Genomic DNA, 22445 nt, shown 5'->3' with positions numbered 1-22445 from the left:
GGGAGCCTACCGGGTCTCTGACGGTAGAAATCAGTTAACCAGTTTCTCACATTTAGCCGGTGCGTGTCTGCTCGCGCGCCGAGGAGCAGCGATTATTGTAGTGACCATGAAGATCAACATGCGAACTATCCAGCAGGCGCTGAACATCGGCCAGCGTATCTACCGGGAATGGAACAAGTACCAGAGCCAGAAGAATAAGCAGCAGGGCACCGGCACCCGCCCCTCTGATGGCAGGAGCCAGGCAGGCACGCGCACCCAGCGGCGTCCGGACGCCGGCAACGGCAAATTTGGTACTTTCGGCCCCGGCAGTAACCAGCAGGCACCTGCCGGGCAGTCCAACGGAAGCTGGGAACAGGGCGGCTACCCCGGCGACTACTTCGGCTCGGTAGCCTTCGACTACTCCCCCGCTCTCGACGGCGACGCCGACCCCGGCGAAGTCGTCTGGGCCTGGGTCCCCTTCGAAGAGGACTACAGCCAGGGCAAGGATCGCCCTGTCCTGGTCATCGGACGCTCCGGTTCCTACCTTCTAGGGCTGATGCTCACCAGCAAGGACCACTCCAACTCCCGCACCGTCGACCCCAACTACCTGGACATCGGCGCAGGCGTATGGGACAAGGAAGGGCGAGACTCCGAGGTCAAGCTCAACCGGGTCATCCAGCTCAACCCGAACGGTATCCGCCGTGAAGGAGCCATCATGGACCGTGCAACCTTCGACTTCATCGCCGAAGCCTACCGCCGTCGCTAAGAGACTTGCTCAAAGGGGTTACACAGGCTCGCGCTCGCTGCCGACCCTCTCGCTGGTTCACTAGCTGGCTCGCAAGCTCGCCAGATTCGCACCGAGATTTATTTTCCTCGCGAGCTCGGAATCTCGGTGCTCATCACCGGCGATTCACGCCAGCCCCGAAGCCAGCAGCTTCGCTGCGAGCCTGCTCCACTCAACCTGACGTAGACTAAGAAAAATTGTTGCTTATATCTCTGCCCTAAGCTGGGGCGGAGCTGATAAAGTTAACCCTTGTGTGTCCGATGGTCATCGGGCACTGCTGACTGGTTGCCATAGGCATCCCCACGCCGCTCAGTCGATGACCGGTCAGCGCAGCCCTCACCGACCAATTAGACAAAAACAGAAAGTTTTTAATCGTGGCTAACATCAAGTCCCAGAAGAAGCGCATCCTCACCAACGAGAAGGCTCGTCTGCGCAACAACGCAATCAAGTCAGATCTCAAGACCTCCATCCGTAAGGTCAACGAGGCAGTTGAAGCTCAGAACGTTGAAGCAGCAACTGAAGCTCTTCGTGTTGCGAACCGCAAGCTGGACAAGGCTGTTTCTAAGGGTGTTCTGCACAAGAAGAACGCAGCTAACAAGAAGTCCGGTCTGACCGTTCTCGTCAACAAGCTTTCCTAAGTTCTATATTCCGGCACCTCTAGCCGGCGTCTAAGAGCGAAGTGACGCAAGGCCCCGCTCCCTTTCCTGGGAGCGGGGCCTTGTGCTTTCTTGCCCTGTCGCTAGTGGTTGCGGGAGGCCTGGGAAATAGCCAGAACGGCTTTTTCTAAGGGGTAGAAAGAGTCAAGATTCTCGCCCTTGAGCTGGGCATCGGTATCGGCCAGCAGGGCCAGGACGCGGGCCAGGTCGGCAGGCGCATACCTGCGGGAATCCCGCTGGGCAGCTTCTACCTGCCAGGGAGCCATCTTAAGGTCGCCCGCCAGCTGGTTTGAGTTGCCACGCACCCCGTGCACTTTGGCAATGTTACGCATACGGGCGGCCAGAGCACCCAGGATAGGGATAGGGTCGCTCCCGGTATCAATCGCCTGGCGGAGCAGTTTAATAGCTTCCCTGCTGTTGCCCGCTACCGCAGCATCGCCCACCTTAAAGGCGGTGACCTCGGTACGGCCGCCAAAGTAGCGGTCGATGGTATCTACAGTGATGGTACCCGGCTCATCTGCAATAAGCTGGCGGGCAGCCGAGGCTAGTTCTGAGATATCACTGGTTGCTGCCGCGAGAGCTGCCGCTGCGGGCGGGTCAATAGAGCGCTGAGCTGACCGGAACTCATACACCACGAAGTCCAGCCGGTCGCGTTCGTTTTTGAGGGCTTTACATTCGACCACCGGGTAGGCCTTATTGGCCTTGATGGTATCAATGAGCTTTTTACCCCTATTGCCGCCTGCGTGGTGAAGAATCACCAGGGTGGAGTCGTGGGGAGCAGCGGCATAAGTGATGGCGTCTTGTAAGAAGGCGTCGCTCATGGAAGCTACCTGGGTGACCTCAATGATTTTGGGTTCATCAAAGAGTGAGGGGCTGGCAAGGACGTCTAGCTGTCCGGACCGGTAATCTTTGGCCGAGAGGCTGGTGAGTTCATAGCTGCCGTGGGCCTCTGCAAAGAGCTGGCGAAGCCGCTGGGTTGCCCGGGAGGCAAAGTATTCTTCGGGCCCGTACAGCAAAACAAGCGGAGCAAGCGGGACCGATCGCCAGCCGTTATCTGGGCCAGCTGAGCGGTTGCGGGGTGAGCGTGCCATGTATCCTCCTTGGGTGCCTTTCTATCTTGTCAGATAAAGCGCTTTTGTGCAGGTTTACCCCGATGAAGTCACCTCAATCCCCCGGTCGCTGGTGGTGAGTGCCAAATGCCCCGAAAGGTCTGTGCGGGCAGCGGGGATAGAACCCCGGTTCAGGAAGGTGAGAATATCATCGTGCGGGTGCCCATAACTGTTGCCGGCTCCCACAGGGATGAGCACTAGGGAGGGGCTGACTGCGATGATCAAGTCGGTGCCACTGCCCGCCGAACCGTGGTGGGCAATTTTAAGGACGTCGGCAGGCACCTGCCCCGCCGATTCGGCAAGAAGCCGGTGGGCGGCGTCCGCCTCGAGATCCCCCGTAGTGAGCACGGTCAGCTGCCTCTGGCCGGTCTCTCTGGCAGGCAGGGACCAGTGGATGACGAGGGAGGAATTGTTGATCCAGCTAGAGGAACCAGTCTTACCGGGAATCCGCTGGGTCTGCTCGGGGGGCCACAGCACCCGGCCCAGGGGTTGATCGGCCACCTCGTGCCGCTCTGCTGTAACAGACTCTGTGGGGAAGGTCGAGCCCGCAGCAAGCCGATAGGCAATAGCTCCCTGCTCGCCCGGGGTCTGTTCCCCTTGTCTGCTGTAATGGGGAGACGTCACCAGCGTCGGCTGGGCGAAGTCCTCTTGAACCTGTTGTAGCGCCCCATCGTGGTCGCTATGTGCATGGGTAATAAGCACAGCTTCCAGCTGATCTACGCCAGCCCAGTCTAGGCAGGACTTGAGAGCCGAGTAATCGTCGCCGGTATCAAGAAGATAGGCCGATTGCTGGCCGGTGCGGATTAGGTGGGCGTCCCCCTGGCCTACATCACAAGTAATCCATTGCCAGTGGTCAGGGGCCCGGTGAGAAGCTGGCCAACGGTCGTGGAGCAGGAAAACCGCTAGACCTATCACGAGCACTAGGAGGGCAAGATCAACCAGGCTTTTGTTTCTCCTGCGGTTCACGGCCTGCCCCCTAGCAGTCGAGGCAAGCGGGCCGGGGGCAGGGAGTTGAGAGACCTGTCTGCTGAGAGAACCAGCCAGCTGCTACCCACAACGATCAGCAGGGTCAACCCTAGAGTGAAAGGTGAAAGCGCAAGAGGTAGCTGGCTTGCAGGTAGCTTGTAGCACCAGGCAGCAACCGCTAGCAGCCCCTGGGTAAGAAAGCCACCGAGATTCATGAGGGCATCGAGTAGGGGTTGGGCTAGCCCCAGGGCGTAGCCGATGAGGGCAAGTAACCCCAGCACGGTAATGGGCGCTACCAAAGGGGCGGCCAGAAGGTTAGCTAGGACCGTATAGGGGTAGATGGACTCAGAAAGTATCAGGATAACCGGCGCGCACCAGAGGCTAGCTGCACAGGGTAGGGCTACCAGATCAGCAAGCAGAAGGGGCAGCGCTCTACTGAGGAGACGCGAGAGAGCCGGTGCCAGTATCAGGAGGGAAGCTGTAGCCACGACCGAGAGAATAAAGCCGTAGTGGGTGGCAAGGGGTGGCGCTGCCAGAAGAAGAGCCATTACGCAGGTTGAGAGGAAAGCCAGACGGTAGGCTCCGTGGCCAAGAATCAGACCTAGAGCTCCCAGCAGCCCCATTACCCAGGCTCTGAGTACAGAACCGTCAAGCCCTACCAGCACGACGTAGGCCGATGACGCGGCCACTCCGACTGCTATGAGGGCAGGGCGCCGGGGCCACAACGGGTAGAGCAGACGGTAGGCGACGACAAAAATCAGGGTAATGTTAGCCCCCGAAACAGCTGTCAGGTGTGTTAGACCGGCCACCCGCAAAGATGAAAGAGCCGGTGCAGGCAGCGAAGAATCATCGCCGTAGGCCATACCCAGGAGCAGGCCAGCCCGTTCGGCGCCCAGATGGTCCACTGCCCTATCGCGCAACCCGCTCTTAAGTTCGAAGAGAGGGGCTACAGAAGCCGGGTGCTCCAGCAGGCTCACAGCTCCCTGCAAACGGTAGTAGGTTCCGCTGACCTTCAACTCCCCCACCGCGCTGACAGTGCTCCCCGGAATAAAAAGTTTATCTGTATAGACGCTGAGCGGTACCCGCTGGCTCCAGGTCCTTGAAGCCTGCCTTATCTCCACGGTTTCTACCTGCAACCTATACCCACCCGTCGGAGCAGGCCGGGCCTCAGTTACTTCAGCCGTCACTCGTATTCCCTGCCCGTTCAGAGCCTGCATCAGCTCCCACTGTTGAGGGTAACCCCGGGCGTGAAGGGCAACAGTCTGTAAGGCAGCGAGCAGGCAGGTTAGCGCCAGGGTATGCGACACAAACACCGGTACCTGGGTCAGTGGACCTTTCGCCTTCGCAATACTTTTCCGAACTAAAATCTGGGCGCCGCACCAGGAGCCCAGAGCAAGACAAGCGAGCAGGGCCCCAGCCCAGAGCGCCCACCGGGCCCCGGCAAGAATCCACAGAGCAGTAAAACACCAGAGCCCCACAGCAGGTACCACAAGGCGGGCATCGGTCAGACGCGGTTGCACCCGCCGATGTTCGGCCCGTTCAGCCTGTGCCTGCTGCCAGCTCCGACCAACAGCCAGAACCCTTTTCATACCGTCACCAGCGGGCGGAGAGCTTCAAGAGTGGCTGGCCCAATGCCCGAAACCTGGTCCAGCTCATCCACCGAGCTGAAACCCCCGTACTGCTCCCGCCAGCTAATAATCGATGCAGCCAGCACCGGGCCGACCTTCGGCAGGGTCTGAAGTTCCTCAGCGCTTGCCGTATTGATATTCACTAGCCCGGCAGCGTCCGTACCCCGCTCTGTACCGGGAAACGTGCCAGCCGACCCCTGAGCGGCCTCGACGCCACCCGCCGAACTAGGTGGTGCTTCGCCCTGCACCGGAATATAGACCTGGCTCCCGTCACTGGCAGGGGCTGCCAGGTTAATCGCCGACGTATCAGCATCGTCCCTAAGCCCACCGGCAGCTGTGACCGCATCGTTTACCCGGCTCCCAGAATCCAGCTCGTAGACTCCCGGAGTTTGCACCGCGCCGGCAACATGAACCACCACAGGCGCACTTCCCTCATGAGCGGCAACTGAAGTAGTGGCCGCCCCGGTGCTCACCCCCTGCCCTGCCTCATCGCCCTGCACCGGGCTACCCCCATCAGTCGGCACCACGGCTCCCCCAGAAGGGGCCACAGGAACCGCCGACACAGACGAGCCGCCACCAGAAAACACCACAGGCCACAGAGCAACAAGACCCAGGACAAGAGCAAGAATAACCAGAGCCCCCGTAGGCACCCGCCACCGGGTCACCGAAGCCTGCGGGCCAAGGCCGGGAGCCTCCGAACCGGAAGACGCCAAAGCGCGCTCAAGAAGCGCCCGATGGCGGGGGCTCCGTGTGGCGCTCGCAGAAGCAGGGCCGTGGCGCCTGCTGCGCAAAAGATAATCGGTCTGACCCGGCTGACCTGAATCGACATCGGCAGGTTCAACCGAAACAGACGGTAGGGTATCAGCGGGGTACCTAGAGTTCTGAGACATGGCCCCAGGCTAAGAGCTTCCGAGCGGCTAGGCCAAGGCCAAAGGTACCTGTGGATAAAGCCCCTCCCACCAACCTGCGGAAATTAGCCCCAAAAACCTCGTAGGTGGTGCAGCCGAGTCACAAGATGACGCGACTCAGGCCCCTATCCACAGGGTCTCTGCACCATCGTGAACATAACTCTAGAAAATAACGGCTGCCAGGGCCCCTAAGCCCGCATGGGCAGAGAGCACCGGGGGCAGGGGCGTCAGCACGGCCCCAGAGGCGATAGACCCCAGGGTCTGCTGAAACTCCCGCGCCTGTTCCTCATTACCGCTGTAATGGATGGCAACCACCTGCCCCTGGCGCCTGAGCAGGTTGGCTGACTCCCTATCCTTCAGCGGCACATCTAGCGGTAATTCACCGGCCCGCTCGGCACTGGCCTGTTCGGTCAAAGCTGCAAGCCGTTCAATCGCCTTAGCTGTAGTGCGGGGGCGCTCAACGTAGTGCAGTTTGCCATCGAGCACGGTAGCCACAGGCCGAATCTGAAACATCTGGCCCACCATAGCTAGAGCGGGGCTGACGCGTCCGCCCCGCTTAAGAGCGTCCAAGGTAGGGATAAAGAAAAAGAGCTCGGTAGAAGCACAGAGCTCCTCGGCTACAGCGGTAGCCTGCTCTAAGTCCTGCTCGCGGGTAAGGAGGCGGTGCAGGCGGAGCACGGGCTCCCCCAGCCCCATCGCCAAGTTGAGCGAGTCAACCACCACCACCGGCACATCGACCAGTTGCGCCGCTAAACGGGCCGCATCGCAGGTACCCGACAGCTCCCCCGATAAGTGAACCGAGATAATCGCAGTGTAGCCCTGGGCTGCCAGCTGCTCGTAGGCGTCCACCAGGGTACCCGGCGCAACGCCGGAGGTCAGCACCTGCTCCCCCTGAACGTGAGCTAAAGCGATAGCGGCATCTATCTGATCGGCCGGTAGGTCATTCAAAGCACGGTCGCCCACGGTGACCGGTAGGTCAACCAGAATAAACCCGCCTTCGGCCTTGAGCTCTTCAAGGGTAGCGGCGGGCAGGGCAGCAGATGAATCGGTGACCAGGGCTATAGAACGCACCTCACTACTCTACCGCCTAGCCAAGCCCTTGGAGTGACTCAGTCCATAGCAATCACCCAAAAGATAGAAAAATCGGGTGCCCCTCGCTATGGAAGGAGCACCCGATGATCTCTATCTAGATCTCGCTAGATCACAATGTTGACCAGCTTGGGGGCACGCACAATGACCTTGCGTACTTCAGCGTCGCCCAGGGCTCGCTGAACGGCCTCTGACCCCAGAGCCAGGGCCTCTAGATCGGCTTCAGAAATATCCTTGGCGACCTCCAGGCGGTCCTTGACCTTGCCCTTGACCTGCACGATTGCAGTGACGGTATCGTCTACCAGCTGGGCCGGGTCAACTTCAGGCCAGCCCGCGGTCAGTACCGGGGTATCGTGGCCGAGCAGGTGCCAGGCGTCTTCTGCGGTGTAGGGGGCGTAGAGGGAGAGCAGGATGGCGATGGTCTCAGCAGCCTCGCGGACGGCCGGATCGGCAGCACCTGCACCGGAGTCAATGACCTTGCGGGTAGCGTTGACCAGCTCCATGGTCTTGGCCACGGCAACGTTGAACTTGCCGTTCTCTACCAGGGCATCGACGTCGTGAACGGTGCGGTGCACCAGCTTGTGCAGGGCAGCGTCGCCGGTTGCGCCGTCCGCCCCCATCTCGCTGGTGACGTCCTGGGCAACGCGCCAGGCGCGGGCCAGGAACTTCTGCATACCTGCGGGGGAAACGTCGGCCCAGTCGACATCGTCCTCGGGCGGGGAGGCAAAGACCATGACGGTGCGGACGGCATCGACGCCGAACTTATCGAGCTGCTGGCCCAGGTCAACACCGTTACCCAGTGACTTGGACATAGCCTTACCCTGGTTGAGCACCTGGCCCTGGTTCATCAGGGCCTTGAAGGGCTCAGAGTGTTCAATCAGGCCCAGGTCGCGGATGACCTTGGTGAAGAAGCGGGCGTAGAGCAGGTGCAGAATCGCGTGCTCAACACCGCCGACGTACATATCGACCTGGTTCCACTTCTTCATCTGCTCGGGGTCGAAGATAGCCTGGTCGTAATTCGGTGAGACGTAGCGCAGGAAGTACCAGGAGGAATCCACGAAGGTGTCCATGGTGTCTGAGTCGCGCTTGGCGTCCTTACCGCAGACGGGGCAGGGAACGGTGTTCCAGTCGGTAGCAGCTGCCAGGGGTGACTGGCCCTTGGGTGCCAGGTCTTCACCGGCCAGGTTGTCGGGGAGCAGGACGGGCAGCTGCTCTTCCGGAACCAGCTGTTCACCGTGCTCTTCACAGTGGATGACGGGGATGGGGCAGCCCCAGAAGCGCTGGCGGGAGAGCAGCCAGTCACGCAGGCGGAAGTTGACCTTGCCGGTGCCTACACCCTTCTCTTCAAGAATCTCGATGGCCTTTGAGATGCCGTCAGCCTTGTTCAGGCCATCCAGCGGGCCGGAGTTGATGTGCACGCCATCGCCGGTGGTAGCGACGCCGGTTTCTGCCGGGTCGTCCTCACCGGTGTCGAGAACGGTGATGACAGGAATGTCGAACTTACGGGCGAAGTCCAGGTCGCGCTGGTCGTGGGCGGGAACCGCCATCAGCGCACCGGTGCCGTAGTCAGCCAGGGCGTAGTCCGAGGCCCACAGGGGCAGCTTATCGCCGGTCAGGGGGTTGATGGCGTAACGGCCCAGGAAAACACCGGTCTTCTCACGGTCGGTGGACTGGCGGTCGATATCCGATAGAACCTTGATCTCTTCGCGGTAGGCTTCCAGGGCTTCCCGCTGGTCGTCGGTTACCAGGTCGAGGGCCAGGTCGGCGTCGGCTGCCACGATGAAGAAGGTTGCGCCGTAGAGGGTATCGGGGCGGGTGGTGAAGACGTCTACGGTGGTGGCGGGCTTGTTACCGGCAGCCTCAACCTCAAAAGTAACCTCGGCACCCTCGGAGCGGCCGATCCAGTTGCGCTGCATAGCCAGCACGCGGTCGGGCCAGTGGCCCTCCAGCTCCTTCATGTCGTCCAGCAGTTCCTGGGCGTAGTCGGTGATCTTGAAGTACCACTGGTTCAGAGACTTCTTGGTCACGGGGGTGTGGCAGCGTTCGCACTCGCCGTTGACAACCTGCTCGTTGGCCAGCACGGTCTGGTCCTTGGGGCACCAGTTAACCTGGGAGTACTTACGGTAGGCCAGGCCCTTCTTGTAGAACTGCTGGAAGAGCCACTGGGTCCACTTGTAGTATTCGGGGTCAGAGGTGTGCAGGCGGCGGGACCAGTCGGTCATAATGCCGTAGCGCTTGAAAGAGCCGGCCTGGGTCTCGATGTTCTTGTAGGTCCACTCTTTGGGGTGGGTGTTGTTCTTGATGGCTGCGTTTTCTGCGGGCAGGCCGAAGGAGTCCCAGCCGATGGGGTGTAGCACATCGTAGCCCTTTTGCTTCCAGAAGCGGGCGGTGACGTCGCCAATGGCGAAGGCTTCGGCGTGGCCCATGTGGAGGTCGCCGGAGGGGTAGGGGAACATGTCCGCTACGTAGCGGGTTTCCTTGCCTTCTTCGTTGGTGGGTTCAAAAACCTTGGTTTCTTCCCAGTAGGGCTGCCACTTGGCTTCCATGGAGCGGAAGTCCCAGGTGGTTTCGTTCTGTTCGGTAGGTTCTACCTCAGCAGTCACCGTGTTTCCTGTCTGTCGAGTGGTGCTTGCGCTTTTTGGGCGCGCACGAGTCTGAGCTGTCAATAGTTTGCTTCCTAGTGTACCGCGCTTGGGCCAGCTTTGCCCGGTTGCGGTTTACCCTCTGAGAAGCGTCCGGTGAGGCGGTACAGTGGTGGGGGTAGAGAGAAGGAGTCAGGATGTCTGCAAGCCCCCACCCTAGCGATGTGTTTGAGCCGGTACCTCGGCAGGTTCCTGCTGGGACTCGCCATGAGGGCTGGGTCGGTGGCACCTATAGTCGCTGGTGGGTGTATGGGAATCAGGACGCCGCTCCCCTGGTTTTGGTACACGGGTTTAGGGGAGATCACCACGGCCTGGAAATCATTGCAGCCGGTCTGAAAGATTTTTGTGTCTATATTCCTGATTTACCGGGCTTCGGCAAAACTGCCCCGATTGAGGGCGCTGAGCATACGGTGAGTACCTATGCTGCCTGGTTGGTTGATTTCATTGAGACCGCTGTGGGCAGCCCGGTGCACCTGGTGGGTCACTCTTTCGGGTCGATTGTAAGCTCCTATACCGCCCTGGTGCGCCCCCACCTGGTAGAGCGTTTGACCCTGATTAACCCCATTTGCCAGCCTGCCCTTGAGGGTGACCAAAAGGTGATGAGTCGCCTGGCTGAGCTCTACTACGGTGCGGGAGCTGCCCTACCTGCTTCCCTGGGCTTTGCCCTGCTGCGTTCCCGCCTGGTGACCAGATTGAGCAGTGAGTTCATGATGAAAAATCACGACCCCGCCCTGCGCCGGTTCATCAACGGCCAGCACGATGCCTACTTCGGTGCCTTTGCCTCCCGCGAGGCGGTTCTACAGGCCTACCGGGCTTCTATCAGTTCCACCGCAGCCGACTTCACCCCGGCCCTGCCCCTGCCGGTTCAGCTGATCGTTGCAGAAAAGGACGACCTGGGCACCCTGGAATTCCAGCAGGCCATGGCTAAGAAACTCCAGCTGGGGCGGCTCGATATCATTCCAGAGGTCGGCCATCTGATTCACTACGAAACTCCCCTACGGGCTGCCTCCCTAATTGCTGACTTCCACGTCCAAGACCTGAAGGAGGGCAGGTAGCATGAAACTTTTTATCGATGCCCGCTATACCCGTATCGGTTTTCACGACGGCATTAGCCGCTACACGGCGTCCTTACTCTTTGCTCTCAAGGAGCTAGCGGACGCCGGCGACCGGCGACTTCCAGATGGCCTTGAGCTCACCATGGTCATCAGCGATGAACGTCAGCTTGAGATGCTCCCCGACTTGCCCTACGTGCACATCTGTGCACCGACGTCCGCTCTGGAACCCACCGCCGCCCTGCAGCTCAACCGCTACTTACCCGACGTGGTCTTCTCGCCCATGCAAACCATCGGACTGGGCGGGCTGGGCAGGCAGTTCAAGCTGATCCTGACCCTGCACGATTTGATTTACTACTCCCACCCCACGCCGCCGGGCTTCCTCCCCCTGCCGGTTCAGCTGGGCTGGCGGGTCTTCCACACCACCTACGCACCCCAGCGCTACCTGCTGAACCGGGCGGACGCCGTCGCTACGGTCTCGCAGACCACGGCGGCTTTGATGCGGGAGCACGAGCTGACCACCAACCCCATCACGGTGATACCCAATGCCCCCCAGGCTAAGGATTTTGTGACCCAGGAGCAGGCGCTCGAATTAGCCCCGGCGCGCACTCAAGACCTGATCTACATGGGCTCTTTCATGCCCTACAAGAACGTTGAAACCCTGCTGCAGGCCATGAAGTTCCTGCCGGACTACCGCCTGCACCTACTCTCCAAGGCAGCCCCGGCGCGCCTGGAAGAACTTGCACCTCTCGCGGGAGAAAACGTGGTGTTCCACGGGGGAACCAGCGATGAAGACTACCGCCAGCTGCTCCGCACCGCCGCCGCCCTGCTCACCGCCTCGAGGGAAGAAGGCTACGGGTTGCCTGTGGTGGAGGCCCAGTCGGCGGGCTGCCCCGTGGTGCTGTCGGATATCCCGATTTTCCGGGAAATTGCCCCTTCAGCCCGCTTTGCTGAGACCAGCTCCCCCTTTGCCTTTGCGCAGGCGGTGCGCGACCTAGAAGACCGGCAAGTCCAGCAGACCAGCATTGTGAACGGTCTTGCGGACGCCGCCCGCTACACCTGGGAACAGAGCGCCCTCACCCTGCTGGAACTGGCCTCTTCCCTGCATCGGCAGTAGAAACCTAACCGCCTCAGGCGCTTGCCCCAGCTGCCCCGGTCACCGAGCAGACCTAGAGGATATCGAGCCCGTCGCAGCGTATCTGCACGGGCTCGCTCTTTTTCAGGGCAGCTAGTGAAGCCTTGATAGAGCGCAGGTGGTGGGTGAGTTTGGCACCCACGGCATAGGGGAAGAAGATAATGGCGCGGTAGAGGTCGCTGTCGACCTCCCCCTCGTAGTAGCCGGTTGAATCGGCCAGGGGCATGGGGCCGTTGACGCGGGCCTCATCGGGCAGGGTAATAGCCTCCAAAAAGACCTGCACGGCACGCTCACTACCGGTAATGGCGGCGGTGCGGACGGCCGGGGGCAGGCCAATCTCGGCACGCTCGTCCATCTCCCAGAGGGCAAAGCCCATGGGGTCCCAGCGCACCAGGGCTTCAAGAGCTGCCGAGGGACTGGCCGTGGTGACGACGCGGCCGCCCACGGCAAAGGAGCGCACCAGGGCTGCCGCGTTGAGCCAGCGCCGAAGGGCGGTTTCAGGGGCGCGCAGGGAGTCGAACTGCAGCATCCGGTCGGCATCGAGCAGCAGGGCGGCTGCATAACCGCCCTCAGCTACCGGTTCGCCGCCGGGGGTGGCAATGACCAAGGCCGGTTCTGGGCCGATACTGGTTTTGATGTTCTCGCCGCTGGAGGTGATCACCGGGACGCCTGGGAATGCCCGGCCCAGTTCTTCTGCGGTTCGCAGGGCACCGGCGATACCGGTACGCCAGCGGTTATACCCGCAGTCAAGACAGTGCCAGTGGTGGGCCAGGTGGCCGCACCAGCCGCACTGGGGGGCACTTCCCCCGGTGGGCTGGGTCAGGGGGCCGCGACAGTTATCGCAGCGGGCGGGCATGCGGCAGCGCTGGCAGGCCAGGGCGGGGATGTAGCCGGCACGGGCCACCTGGATTAGCACGGGCCCCGTAGCGAGGGCGTCCTTGGCTACGGCGAAAGCCTGGTGGGGTATGCGGGCAATAGCTGCCAGGGGGTCGCGGGCAAGCTGATAGTCGTCGCCGGTGGGCATGACCCGGGGAGTAAAAGACCTGACCAGGGCTCTGTCCGCCCCCAGGAAGCTAGCCCAGCGGGTGCGGACCAGGCGGGCAGCCTCGCTAGAGACCGCATAGCCCATGAAGAGGGCCGCTGCCTTTTCGAGGGTGGCTCGTAGCAGAAGAACGTCACGGGCCTGGCAGTAGGGGGCCCGCTGCTCAACCAGGGAAGAGTCCCCGTCGTCCCAGCAGGCAACCAGCCCCAGGTTGGCTACGGGAGCGTAGGCGGCTGAACGAGTACCGATCACGATACGCACCTGGCCGCTTTGGGTTTTCAGATAACTGCGGTAGCGGGGGGTGGGCTTATCGTTGGCGGTCAACCGCACGAAGGCGCTCTCGTCTACGAGTTCTTCGAGGGCGGCTGTGAGTCGGTCAAGGCTCTTATGGTCTGGCACCACGGCTAGGGCTCCCCTGCCGGTGGAGGCGGTAGCGACCAGGGCGGACGCCAGCAGCTGCTCCCAGCTCCGTTCAGGGTGGGAGGGCAGCACGGCCATCACCGCCCGGGTCTGGTGGCCAGCAAGTAGGTCCTCACAGAACTCAGCCCCCTGGGCATAGTCGGTAAAGCCGGTGAGGTCGGGGCAGTCTGGAATGGGCGCTTCAGCCGGGTCTTCGGCCTCTATAAAAGCTTTCTCAACGCTAGCAACCCGCGGGGGCACAGCCAGGCGGAGCACATCGGGCACCAGCCCCGCGTAGCGCTCCGCTAGGGCGTCAGCTAACTCAAAGACTTCAGGGGTAACAACAGGCAGGGGCGAAATCACCTTGTGCAGGGGTACCAGGCGGGCGGGGGCGTCCGAATGTTCTACCCGCTCCCGCAGCCAGCCGGTAACCTCCCGCCCTCCGAACTTAACCCGCACCCGTACCCCGGGCTGGGCCTCTTCATCAAGAGCCGCTGGCACCCGGTAGTCAAAGAGCCTATCGAGGTGGGGCACGTGGGTGTCGATGTGCACGCGGGCAATCGGCAGCTGCACCGCAGCGTCCTCGGCTGCCGTGGAGCCGACCAGGTGCGCATCGGGTATATCGAATCCCTGCAACAAATCTGGTTGCAGGGATTCGGGGGTGGGTGCCGTTGTCATACAGACATTTTAGCTTAGAGGCCTACGGCCGCCTTGAGTTCGCTCACGCGGTTGGTGCGTTCCCAGGTGAACTCGCGGTCTTCACGTCCGAAGTGGCCGTTAGCTGCGGTCTTGGCGTAGATAGGACGGCGGAGCTCCAGGTCACGGATAATGGCCAGCGGGCGCAGGTCAAAGACCTCACGGATAGCCTGTTCAATCTTGTAAATCTCAACCTTTTCGGTGCCAAAGGTCTCAACGTAGATTCCTACGGGGGCGGCCTGACCGATAGCGTAGGCAACTTGGACCTCTGCCCGGTCGGCAAGGCCGGCAGCAACGATGTTCTTGGCAACCCAGCGCATCGCGTAGGCAGCTGAGCGGTCTACCTTTGAGGGGTCCTTGCCCGAGAAGGCACCACCACCGTGGCGGGCCATGCCGCCGTAGGTATCCACAATAATCTTGCGTCCGGTCAGGCCAGCGTCACCTACAGGGCCACCCTGAACGAAGCGACCTGCGGGGTTGATGATGAACTTAGCCTTGGACGAGTCGAAGTCGAAGCTGGCTAGAACAGGTTCAATCACGTACTGCTTGATATCGGCAGCAAGCTGGTCCAGGTCGTAATCAGCGGTGTGCTGGGTTGATACAACTACAGTGTCGATCATGACGGGCTTGAAGTTATCGTCGTAGCCCAGGGTTACCTGGGTCTTGCCGTCGGGGCGCAGGTTGGGCAGGGTGCCGTCCTTACGTACCTTAGTCAGCTGTTCAGCCAGGCGGTGGGCAACGTAGATGGGAGCGGGCATGAGCACTTCGGTCTCGTTGGTGGCGTAACCGAACATGATGCCCTGGTCACCCGCGCCCTGGCGGTCCAGGTCGTCGCTGGCGGTACCCTGGCGGGCCTCGAGGGAGTTGTAGACACCCGAATTGATGTCGGGTGACTGCTCGCCAATCGAAACCGAAACGCCACAGAATTCGCCGTCGAAGCCGTGGGTTGAGGAGTTATAGCCGATGTTCAAGATGGTCTTGCGAACAATGCTGGGAATATCAACGTAGCCGTTGGTGGTTACCTCGCCAGCTACGTGGACCTGGCCGGTGGTTACCAGGGTCTCAACTGCCACGTTAGAGAGGGGGTCTACGGTCAGCAGGGCATCCAGAATAGAGTCCGAGATCTGGTCACAAATCTTGTCGGGGTGGCCCTCGGTGACGGACTCACTGGTGAATAAACGAAGATGGTTTTTTTCTGTCACGGTTTTTACTGTACTTCTCTCGGCCCATCGGGGCTACTTGGTGAATGATTGTTGAATTCTTGCGCTATATGACGAAGCATTGCACGGGAGACGTCAAGCTTGCTGCCCTGCAGGCTTACCTCACGCCCGCCCTTACTCGATAGCAGGGTGATGGCATTATCTTCTGCGCCAAAGCCTTGGGTTTCGCTGACGGTATTCACAGCCAGGTAATCGCATCCCTTGCGGGCCAGTTTCGCTCGGCCATACTCGATTGGGCTGGTGGTGGCGTCCCCGGTCTCAGCAGCAAAACCGACAATGGTGTGGGGGCTCTGCTGAGGGCTGCTCTGGCGGTAGAGCACAGCTTCTTTGAGGACGTCGGGGTTACGGACCAGCTGTATGACAGGATCCTGGGCGGGGTCGTCCGTCTTTTTAATCTTGGTACCAACATAGTCAGCCGGCCTAAAGTCGGCTACCGCTGCCGTCATGATCAGGACGTCTGAGGCTGCTAGGTGCTCAAACACGGCCTCACGCAGTTGTAGGGCACTTGATACCCGGGTGACCCTGTGCAAGTTACCCGGTATCTCAACCTCCACATGAGCTGCGATGAGGTGTACCTGGGCGCCGAGCTCGCTGGCTGCGGTAGCCAGTGCGATCCCCTGCTTTCCCGAAGAGCGGTTGCCCAAGAAGCGTACCGGGTCAAGCGCTTCGCGGGTACCACCAGCTGTAATGAGCAGGCGCTGCCCAGCTAGGGGGAGCTCACCTGCCTCAACCGATTGGCTCTCCCCCGCGGCGTCCTGGTCCCAGCCCAAAAGGGCTAGAGCCTGGGCATATATATCCTCGGGTTCAGGTAGGCGCCCCACACCGGAGTCGGGGCCGGTCAGACGGCCCACGGCAGGCTCGATGACGTGGTAGCCATAGGATTTCAGGGTCGCTACGTTGGCCTGGGTAGCCGGATGCTCCCACATCTGAGTGTGCATAGCCGGTGCAAGAATTACCGGGGCATGCGTGGTGAGTACTGTTGCGGTCAGCAGGTCATTTGCCCGCCCTGCCGCTAAACGGGCCATGAGGTCAGCCGTTGCCGGGGCGACAATAACAGCGTCAGCCTCTTCAGCTTGGCGAACGTGGTTGACCTCGGGAACCCGCTCAAAAACATCCACCGATACGGGGTTGCCGCTCAGAGCTTCAAGGGTGGGCTGACCTACAAATTTGAGGGCAGCTTCGGTGGGCACGGCTATAACCTCGTGCCCGGCTTTACCAAAAAGACGAAGGAGCATTGCCGCCTTATAGGCAGCAATGCCCCCTCCAATGCCAATAACAACTCGCATGAGCTACTGCAGATTAGGCCTGATCTGCGTCTTCAGCGTCAACGTACTCAACGAAAGGCTCGTCGATGTAGAAATCGCCACCGGCCAGGAAGGCGCTGGGCTCTTCGTCGTGCAGCAGGGTGCCGTTTTCATCGAACTGGCCATCGGTAATATGGCGGGCCTCAATGAGGCCTTCATTGATTTCACGCATAGCCACAGAGAGCGACTTTTCGTTGGGCTCAGAATCTACCAGGGGGCCAACGTGATCGTACAGGTTCTCGTGAAGCTGTGAGTAGTAGGCGTTAATCTGGCGAGCACGGCGAGCACCAAAAATCACCAGACCGTACTTCGACTCAGCTTTTTGGATCAGAGCGTCTGCGCTGGGATTGATGATACCTTCATCGTTGTGTGCGTTTGCCACGTAAGACTCCATCTTAACTATGCTTGCTCACCACCGGCGCTACCGGTGGCATAAAACTCTACCTATACTATCGGTCAACCGATTTTTTGTCACGCAAAAGGGCGACGGTGCAGGGGTGATATTCCCCTAAACCGCCGCCCTAGCAGGCGCAGAGGCTATGAGCGGTCTGCACCCATGAGGCGCACGATTTCCTCAGCCGCTTCTGCCACGGTTTCATTGATGACGGTGTAATCAAACTCGGGCTCAGCAGCCAGCTCAATTTTGGCTGTGTCCAGGCGGGCTTCCTGCTCCTGGGGAGATTCGGTGCCGCGGCCAATGAGGCGGGATACCAGTTCGTCCCAGCTGGGAGGAGCCAAGAAAATGAGCTGCGCTTCGGGCATAGCGTTACGGACCTGACGTGCACCCTGCAGGTCAATTTCAAGCAGGACGTGCTTACCGGCGTCCAGCTGCTTCTGCACCATAGAGCGAATCGTGCCGTACTTGTAGGAGTTGTGCACGGTGGCCCATTCCAGCATCTGGCGATTCTCTACCATCGACTCAAACTCTTCGTCTGAGACGAAGTAGTAGTGCACGCCGTCCTCTTCGCCCGGACGGGGGTCGCGGGTAGTGGCGGAGACAGAGAACCACACCTCGGGGTAGTGCTCACGAATGTAAGCAGAAACGGTTCCCTTGCCAACGGCGGTGGGGCCAGCTAGCACGGTCAGTTTAGGTGCGGCGGTCTGTTCAGCCATGGTTTCCCTTATCGGTCAAGAAGATTGATGAGTGCCTTACGCTGGTGGATACCAAGACCACGCAGACGGCGGGACGCAGCAATGTTCAGTTCGTTCAAAATGTTCTCGGTACGAACCTCGCCCACACCCGGCAGGGAGGTGAGCAGGTCGGTTACCTTCAGTCTAGCGACTGCTTCGTCAGTTTCGGCGCGCTTGAGAACTTCTGCGATAGTAATCTGCTTGTTCTTAACGGCGTCCTTGATTTCGGCGCGGGCGACCCGGGCCTTCTTGGCCTTATCTCGGGCTGCTGCGCGCTGTTCTTCGGTGAGAGGCTGAAGAGGCATGTTCTAATCCTTCTGTGCGAGATGCCGTGTGAGGCAAAAGGGGGTGGGGTGTGCTGGAATAAACAGGCAACCGAGCAGCTTCGCTCACTCTTGGGGGTTGTTGCTTATCTATTTGCGAACCAACAATTACAAAATAGCATGTCAGAAACGGTTATGGAAGATAGTTACCCAGCGGTAACCTTTTTTAAAGAAAAATGGTGGGAATTGTTTCAAATTCCCACCATTTCTTGTTGGTAAAGACGCTACCGGGCGTTTACAAGCACGTCACGAGCCTTTTCGGCGGCTAGTCGTAGCCCAGGAGCGGACGGACCTGCAGCCAGCACACCGCGGCTTGAATTGACTAGAACCTGGCTCTCAATACCAGAAAATACGGTGTAGAGATCACGTGCCGTAGCTCCCTGAGCACCGAAACCCGGTGCCAGGATAGGGCCGTTGAAGGTTGAGAGGTCAATCTCTAGCTTCTTCAAGGCGTCTGCTACGGTTGCTCCCACCACCAGACCGCAGGGACCCATCGCTTCCCACTGACGCTGATCGTTCTCAGAACGAGCTGCCTCAATAATGAGGGATGCCACCGATGAACTTCCACCCACATGCTGAACTGTCTGACCCTCGGGGTTAGACGTGAGTGCCAGAACGAAGGTACCTCGGTTATTGCGGTCAGCGAGGTCTAGAGCAGGGCGGAGGGACTCAAAACCCAGGTAGGGGCTCAGGGTCACTGAATCGGTGCCCAACGGTGAGGTCTCCCCCAGCCAGGCGTCCGCATAGGCTGCCATGGTCGAGCCGATATCGCCGCGCTTGGCGTCGGCAACAACCAGAACACCGGTGTCCGCAGCATCCCGCTGCAGCTGCTCGAGGGCAGCGAGACCCGCCGAACCGTGGCGCTCAAAGAGCGCCACCTGGGGCTTGAGGGCTGCGGCTACCCGACCGCAGGCCTCAAGTACGGTCGAGGCAAAGGTGGTTAAGGACGCCGCGGTGTCGGGCAGCCCCCAGGCATCGAGCAGGGCGGGGTGGGGGTCAATGCCCACACAGAGGGGCCCCTTCTCCCCCATGGCCGCAGCCAGGCGATCACCAAAACCGCGTGACATTAGGCCTCCCGAGCTTTCAGGGCAGCCTCAATGGAGGCGCCGTGTTCCTGCAGGCTCATGACGTCCCAGCTGTATTCGCGCAGGGCGTTAATACCCTGAACGGCTGCACCGAATTCAGAGACGGTGGTCATCACGGGGCAGCCTACCGAGGTGGCAGCAGCGCGGATCTCGTAGCCATCGCCGCGAGCCTGTCCGCCGGAGGGGGTGTTGAAAATCAGGTCGATGTCGCCATCGCGCACCATATCAACGATGGAGCGCTCCCCGTCCTTGGTTTCTGCAATCTTGGGAACAACCAGGGACTCCACCCCGTTGCGGCGCAGAACGTCTGCGGTACCGCCGGTGGAGACAATCTCGAAGCCCAGCTGCTGCAGCATCTTCACGTAGATGATGGAGTTGCGCTTGTCGCGGTTAGCTACAGAAACGAAGACCTTACCCTCGGTCGGCAGCTTAGAACCTGCAGACGCTTCAGCCTTGGCGAAAGCGGTATCGAAGTGGCGATCCAGGCCCATGACCTCACCGGTTGAACGCATTTCGGGGCCGAGCAGGGAGTCAACCACGATGCCCTCGGGGGTGCGGAAGCGGCTGAAGGGCAGCACAGCTTCCTTGACCGCGATGGCGGTTTCGGCAGGCAGGGTGGCGCCGTCCATGTTTGCGGGCAGGTAGCCTTCGGCCTTGAGATCTGCAATGGTCTTGCCGGTACCGATTAGAGCCGCTGCCTTAGCCATCTGCACACCGGTTGCCTTCGAAACAAAGGGAACGGTACGAGAGGCGCGGGGGTTAGCTTCAATCACGTAGAGAATTTCAGAAGCTACAGCGAACTGAATGTTGATCAGACCGCGTACGCCCACGCCGGCGGCAATCTTGTAGGTTGCCTCCTTGACCTGCTCGATGACGTCCGGGCCTAGGGTGATGGGGGGCAGGGTGCAGGCAGAGTCGCCCGAGTGAATACCGGCCTCTTCGATGTGCTCCATGACACCGCCCAGGTAAAGCTCTTCACCGTCAAAGAGAGCATCGACGTCGATTTCGACGGCGTCCTCAAGGAACTTATCAATCAGAGCGGGCTGGGAGGGGGAAACCTCGGTCGCGTTCTCTAGGTAGCGGGCCAGCTGGGCCTCTGAGTAGACAATTTCCATGCCGCGTCCGCCCAGAACGTAGGAGGGGCGCACCAGCACGGGGTAGCCGATTTCGTCCGCAATCTTCTTGGCGTTCTCGAAGGTGTAGGCGGTGCCGTTCTTGGGGGAAATCAGGCCGGCTTCTTCCAGCACGCGGGAGAATTCGCCGCGGTCTTCAGCCAGATCGATAGCCTCGGGTGAGGTGCCCAGAATCGGGATGCCAGCGGCCTTGAGTTCCTGGGCCAGCTTGAGCGGGGTCTGGCCACCGAGCTGCACAAAGACGCCTAGCAGGCCACCAGTACGACGCTCAGCCTCAACGATTTCGAGCACGTCTTCCAGGGTGAGGGGCTCGAAGTAGAGGCGGGTAGAGATGTCGTAGTCGGTTGATACGGTCTCGGGGTTGCAGTTGACCATGACGGTCTCGTAACCGGCCTCGCGCAGCACCATGGAGGCGTGCACGCAGGAGTAGTCGAACTCGATACCCTGGCCGATACGGTTGGGGCCGGAGCCCAGAATCATGATCGAGGGCTTCTCGTGGTGGGCCACCTCGTCCTCCTGGTCGTAGGAAGAGTAGTGGTAGGGGGTGAAGGCCTCAAACTCGGCAGCGCAGGTGTCGACGGTCTTGAAGACGGGGCGGATGTTCAGGGCGTGGCGGATACCGCGCACTACTGCCTCGCTCATGCCAAGAATCTCACCGATCTGCGCATCGGAGAAACCGTGACGCTTGGCCAGGCGCAGGGTGCGCTCGTCCAGGGTCTTAGAGGCGGCGATTTCTGCGGCAACCTCGTTGAGGAGCACCAGCTGGTCGAGGAACCAGGGGTCAATGGCGGTCGCCTCGTACATCTGCTCGACGGTAGCACCAGCCAGCAGGGCTCGCTGGACCTGGAAGATACGGTCGGTAGTAGCGGTCTTGCTCTGCTCAATCAGGGCGGCCAGTTCGTCCGCACCGAGTTCGGGGTTGTCGAAGCGGAAGGTTGAGCCCTTCTGCTCCATGGAGCGCATGGCCTTCTGCAGGGCTTCGGTGAAGTTGCGACCCAGGGCCATGGCCTCGCCCACCGACTTCATGGTGGTGGTCAAGGTGGGGTCCGCTGCCGGGAACTTCTCGAAGGCAAAGCGGGGAACCTTGACCACGACGTAGTCGAGGGTGGGTTCGAAGGATGCCGGGGTCTTCTGGGTGATGTCGTTGGGGATCTCGTCCAGGGTGTAGCCCAGGGAGAGCTTTGTGGCGATCTTTGCAATCGGGAAGCCGGTTGCCTTAGACGCCAGGGCGGACGAGCGGGACACTCGGGGGTTCATTTCGATGACGATGACGCGGCCGGTTGCCGGGTCGATGGCGAACTGGATGTTACAGCCGCCGGTGTCAACGCCGACCTCGCGAATCACGTTGATGGCGATGTCGCGAAGTTTCTGGTATTCGCGGTCGGTGAGGGTGAGGGCGGGGGCTACGGTGATGGAGTCACCGGTGTGGACGCCCACGGGGTCGAAGTTTTCGATGGAGCAGACGACAACCACGTTATCGTTCTTATCTCGCATCATTTCCAGCTCGTATTCCTTCCAGCCCAGGATGGATTCTTCGAGCAGGACCTCGCTGGTGGGGCTGTACTGGATGCCGGCACCGGCGATGCGGTGCAGGTCTTCTTCGTTGTAGGCCATACCCGAGCCCAGGCCGCCCATGGTGAAGGAGGGGCGCACTACCATGGGGTAGCCCAGTTCCTTGGCGGCTTCGAGGGCTTCTTCCATGGTGTGCACGATGACAGAGCGGGCAGATTCGCCGCCAGCACGCTCGACGACGCCCTTGAAGGCTTCGCGGTCTTCGCCCAGGTTGATAGCTTCGATGTTGGCGCCGATGAGCTCTACGCCGTACTTGTCGAGAATGCCCTGCTCATCGAGGGAGATAGCCGCGTTGAGGGCGGTCTGGCCACCGAGGGTGGGCAGAATGGCGTCGGGCTTTTCCTTGGCAATAATCTTTTCGATGACCTCGGGGGTAATCGGTTCGATGTAGGTTGCATCGGCAAACTCGGGGTCGGTCATGATAGTGGCCGGGTTGGAGTTGACCAGGATGACGCGCACGCCTTCTTCTTTGAGAACGCGCAGGGCCTGGGTGCCCGAGTAGTCGAATTCGGCGGCCTGACCAATGACGATCGGGCCAGAACCGATGACGAGGATTGAGTTGAGATCGTTACGCTTCGGCATGGTTCGGTGT

18 protein-coding genes are annotated in these 22445 nt (G+C 60.6%); 4 read left to right on the top strand and 14 right to left on the bottom strand.

Annotated elements, in window-relative coordinates; genetic code table 11:
* Positions 1 to 106 precede the first annotated feature (106 nt).
* Both L7A20_RS05835 and rpsT read left to right on the top strand, forming a co-directional pair.
* A complete protein-coding gene (locus tag L7A20_RS05835; RefSeq protein WP_237210424.1) occupies positions 107 to 745 on the top strand; it encodes a type II toxin-antitoxin system PemK/MazF family toxin in 639 nt (212 codons plus the stop codon).
* A 392-nt stretch (positions 746 to 1137) separates the two neighbouring features.
* Positions 1138 to 1401: a 30S ribosomal protein S20 gene (gene rpsT, locus L7A20_RS05830; RefSeq protein ID WP_185172890.1), complete on the top strand. Its 264-nt coding sequence runs from the start codon at positions 1138 to 1140 to the stop codon at positions 1399 to 1401.
* Between the two features lie 101 nt (positions 1402 to 1502).
* Here the strand turns inward: rpsT and holA are convergent, their stop codons facing one another.
* The 6 genes from holA to leuS all read right to left on the bottom strand — a co-directional run bounded on the left by holA (position 1503) and on the right by leuS (position 9665).
* Positions 1503 to 2510, bottom strand: coding sequence for a DNA polymerase III subunit delta (gene holA, locus L7A20_RS05825; RefSeq protein ID WP_237222735.1), 1008 nt, complete (start codon positions 2508 to 2510; stop codon positions 1503 to 1505).
* Positions 2511 to 2564: 54 nt separating this feature from the next.
* Positions 2565 to 3494 carry a ComEC/Rec2 family competence protein gene (locus L7A20_RS05820; RefSeq protein WP_237222734.1) on the bottom strand — a complete coding sequence of 310 codons (930 nt, stop codon included), beginning with the start codon at positions 3492 to 3494 and terminating at the stop codon, positions 2565 to 2567.
* The gene (locus L7A20_RS05815) at positions 3491 to 4711 is read right to left on the bottom strand and encodes a ComEC/Rec2 family competence protein (RefSeq protein ID WP_237222733.1); all 1221 of its coding nucleotides are present in this window, start codon (positions 4709 to 4711) and stop codon (positions 3491 to 3493) included. Before L7A20_RS05815 ends, L7A20_RS05820 begins: the two co-directional genes overlap by 4 nt.
* A 368-nt stretch (positions 4712 to 5079) precedes the next feature.
* The gene (locus L7A20_RS05810) at positions 5080 to 6012 is read right to left on the bottom strand and encodes a ComEA family DNA-binding protein (RefSeq protein ID WP_237222732.1); all 933 of its coding nucleotides are present in this window, start codon (positions 6010 to 6012) and stop codon (positions 5080 to 5082) included.
* Between the two features lie 180 nt (positions 6013 to 6192).
* Entirely contained in the window at positions 6193 to 7101 is a 909-nt protein-coding gene (locus tag L7A20_RS05805) for a DegV family protein (protein ID WP_237193805.1), read from the bottom strand.
* 125 nt (positions 7102 to 7226) lie between these two features.
* Entirely contained in the window at positions 7227 to 9665 is a 2439-nt protein-coding gene (gene leuS / locus L7A20_RS05800; RefSeq protein WP_237210454.1) for a leucine--tRNA ligase, read from the bottom strand.
* 233 nt (positions 9666 to 9898) lie between these two features.
* Between leuS and L7A20_RS05795 the strand changes: the two genes are divergently transcribed.
* Both L7A20_RS05795 and L7A20_RS05790 read left to right on the top strand, forming a co-directional pair.
* Positions 9899 to 10816 (top strand): alpha/beta fold hydrolase, encoded by a 918-nt coding sequence (locus L7A20_RS05795; RefSeq protein WP_237222731.1) that lies wholly within the window; start codon positions 9899 to 9901, stop codon positions 10814 to 10816.
* A gap of 1 nt (position 10817) precedes the next feature.
* The gene (locus tag L7A20_RS05790; RefSeq protein WP_237222730.1) at positions 10818 to 11930 is read left to right on the top strand and encodes a glycosyltransferase family 4 protein; all 1113 of its coding nucleotides are present in this window, start codon (positions 10818 to 10820) and stop codon (positions 11928 to 11930) included.
* 52 nt (positions 11931 to 11982) lie between these two features.
* Here the strand turns inward: L7A20_RS05790 and L7A20_RS05785 are convergent, their stop codons facing one another.
* From L7A20_RS05785 to carB, 8 genes are all read right to left on the bottom strand, one after another.
* Entirely contained in the window at positions 11983 to 14067 is a 2085-nt protein-coding gene (locus tag L7A20_RS05785) for a primosomal protein N' (RefSeq protein WP_237222729.1), read from the bottom strand.
* 14 nt (positions 14068 to 14081) lie between these two features.
* Complete coding sequence (metK, locus tag L7A20_RS05780) at positions 14082 to 15287, bottom strand: methionine adenosyltransferase (RefSeq protein WP_237222728.1); 1206 nt, start codon at positions 15285 to 15287, stop codon at positions 14082 to 14084.
* A gap of 5 nt (positions 15288 to 15292) precedes the next feature.
* A complete protein-coding gene (gene coaBC, locus L7A20_RS05775; protein ID WP_237222727.1) occupies positions 15293 to 16591 on the bottom strand; it encodes a bifunctional phosphopantothenoylcysteine decarboxylase/phosphopantothenate--cysteine ligase CoaBC in 1299 nt (432 codons plus the stop codon).
* A 13-nt stretch (positions 16592 to 16604) separates the two neighbouring features.
* Positions 16605 to 16991, bottom strand: a complete 387-nt coding sequence (gene rpoZ, locus L7A20_RS05770) for a DNA-directed RNA polymerase subunit omega (protein WP_423817080.1) — start codon at positions 16989 to 16991, stop codon at positions 16605 to 16607.
* A 155-nt stretch (positions 16992 to 17146) separates the two neighbouring features.
* Positions 17147 to 17722: a guanylate kinase gene (gene gmk, locus L7A20_RS05765; protein WP_237222726.1), complete on the bottom strand. Its 576-nt coding sequence runs from the start codon at positions 17720 to 17722 to the stop codon at positions 17147 to 17149.
* An 8-nt stretch (positions 17723 to 17730) separates the two neighbouring features.
* Positions 17731 to 18045 carry an integration host factor, actinobacterial type gene (gene mihF, locus L7A20_RS05760; RefSeq protein WP_237205257.1) on the bottom strand — a complete coding sequence of 105 codons (315 nt, stop codon included), beginning with the start codon at positions 18043 to 18045 and terminating at the stop codon, positions 17731 to 17733.
* 242 nt (positions 18046 to 18287) lie between these two features.
* Positions 18288 to 19130, bottom strand: a complete 843-nt coding sequence (pyrF, locus tag L7A20_RS05755) for an orotidine-5'-phosphate decarboxylase (RefSeq protein WP_237222725.1) — start codon at positions 19128 to 19130, stop codon at positions 18288 to 18290.
* Positions 19130 to 22435, bottom strand: coding sequence for a carbamoyl-phosphate synthase large subunit (gene carB, locus L7A20_RS05750; RefSeq protein ID WP_237222724.1), 3306 nt, complete (start codon positions 22433 to 22435; stop codon positions 19130 to 19132). The genes pyrF and carB overlap by 1 nt, the downstream gene beginning before the upstream one ends.
* Positions 22436 to 22445: the final 10 nt, after the last annotated feature.

This window comes from Rothia nasimurium, assembly GCF_928381415.1.
Taxonomy (GTDB): domain Bacteria; phylum Actinomycetota; class Actinomycetes; order Actinomycetales; family Micrococcaceae; genus Rothia; species Rothia nasimurium_H.
The sequence above is the reverse complement of the archived record's forward strand: the minus strand, read 5'-3'. Positions and strand labels throughout refer to the sequence as shown.

What these genes read in the sequence shown, in the direction of transcription:
- L7A20_RS05835 (WP_237210424.1), top strand. Translation starts at nt 107, where the DNA reads ATGAAGATCAACATGCGAACTATCCAGCAGGCGCTGAACATCGGCCAG.
- holA (WP_237222735.1), bottom strand. Translation starts at nt 2,510, where the DNA reads ATGGCACGCTCACCCCGCAACCGCTCAGCTGGCCCAGATAACGGCTGG.
- L7A20_RS05815 (WP_237222733.1), bottom strand. Translation starts at nt 4,711, where the DNA reads ATGCAGGCTCTGAACGGGCAGGGAATACGAGTGACGGCTGAAGTAACT.
- L7A20_RS05810 (WP_237222732.1), bottom strand. Translation starts at nt 6,012, where the DNA reads ATGTCTCAGAACTCTAGGTACCCCGCTGATACCCTACCGTCTGTTTCG.
- leuS (WP_237210454.1), bottom strand. Translation starts at nt 9,665, where the DNA reads ATGGAAGCCAAGTGGCAGCCCTACTGGGAAGAAACCAAGGTTTTTGAA.
- L7A20_RS05795 (WP_237222731.1), top strand. Translation starts at nt 9,899, where the DNA reads ATGTCTGCAAGCCCCCACCCTAGCGATGTGTTTGAGCCGGTACCTCGG.
- L7A20_RS05790 (WP_237222730.1), top strand. Translation starts at nt 10,818, where the DNA reads ATGAAACTTTTTATCGATGCCCGCTATACCCGTATCGGTTTTCACGAC.
- L7A20_RS05785 (WP_237222729.1), bottom strand. Translation starts at nt 14,067, where the DNA reads ATGACAACGGCACCCACCCCCGAATCCCTGCAACCAGATTTGTTGCAG.
- coaBC (WP_237222727.1), bottom strand. Translation starts at nt 16,591, where the DNA reads ATGCGAGTTGTTATTGGCATTGGAGGGGGCATTGCTGCCTATAAGGCG.
- gmk (WP_237222726.1), bottom strand. Translation starts at nt 17,722, where the DNA reads ATGGCTGAACAGACCGCCGCACCTAAACTGACCGTGCTAGCTGGCCCC.
- mihF (WP_237205257.1), bottom strand. Translation starts at nt 18,045, where the DNA reads ATGCCTCTTCAGCCTCTCACCGAAGAACAGCGCGCAGCAGCCCGAGAT.
- pyrF (WP_237222725.1), bottom strand. Translation starts at nt 19,130, where the DNA reads ATGTCACGCGGTTTTGGTGATCGCCTGGCTGCGGCCATGGGGGAGAAG.
- carB (WP_237222724.1), bottom strand. Translation starts at nt 22,435, where the DNA reads ATGCCGAAGCGTAACGATCTCAACTCAATCCTCGTCATCGGTTCTGGC.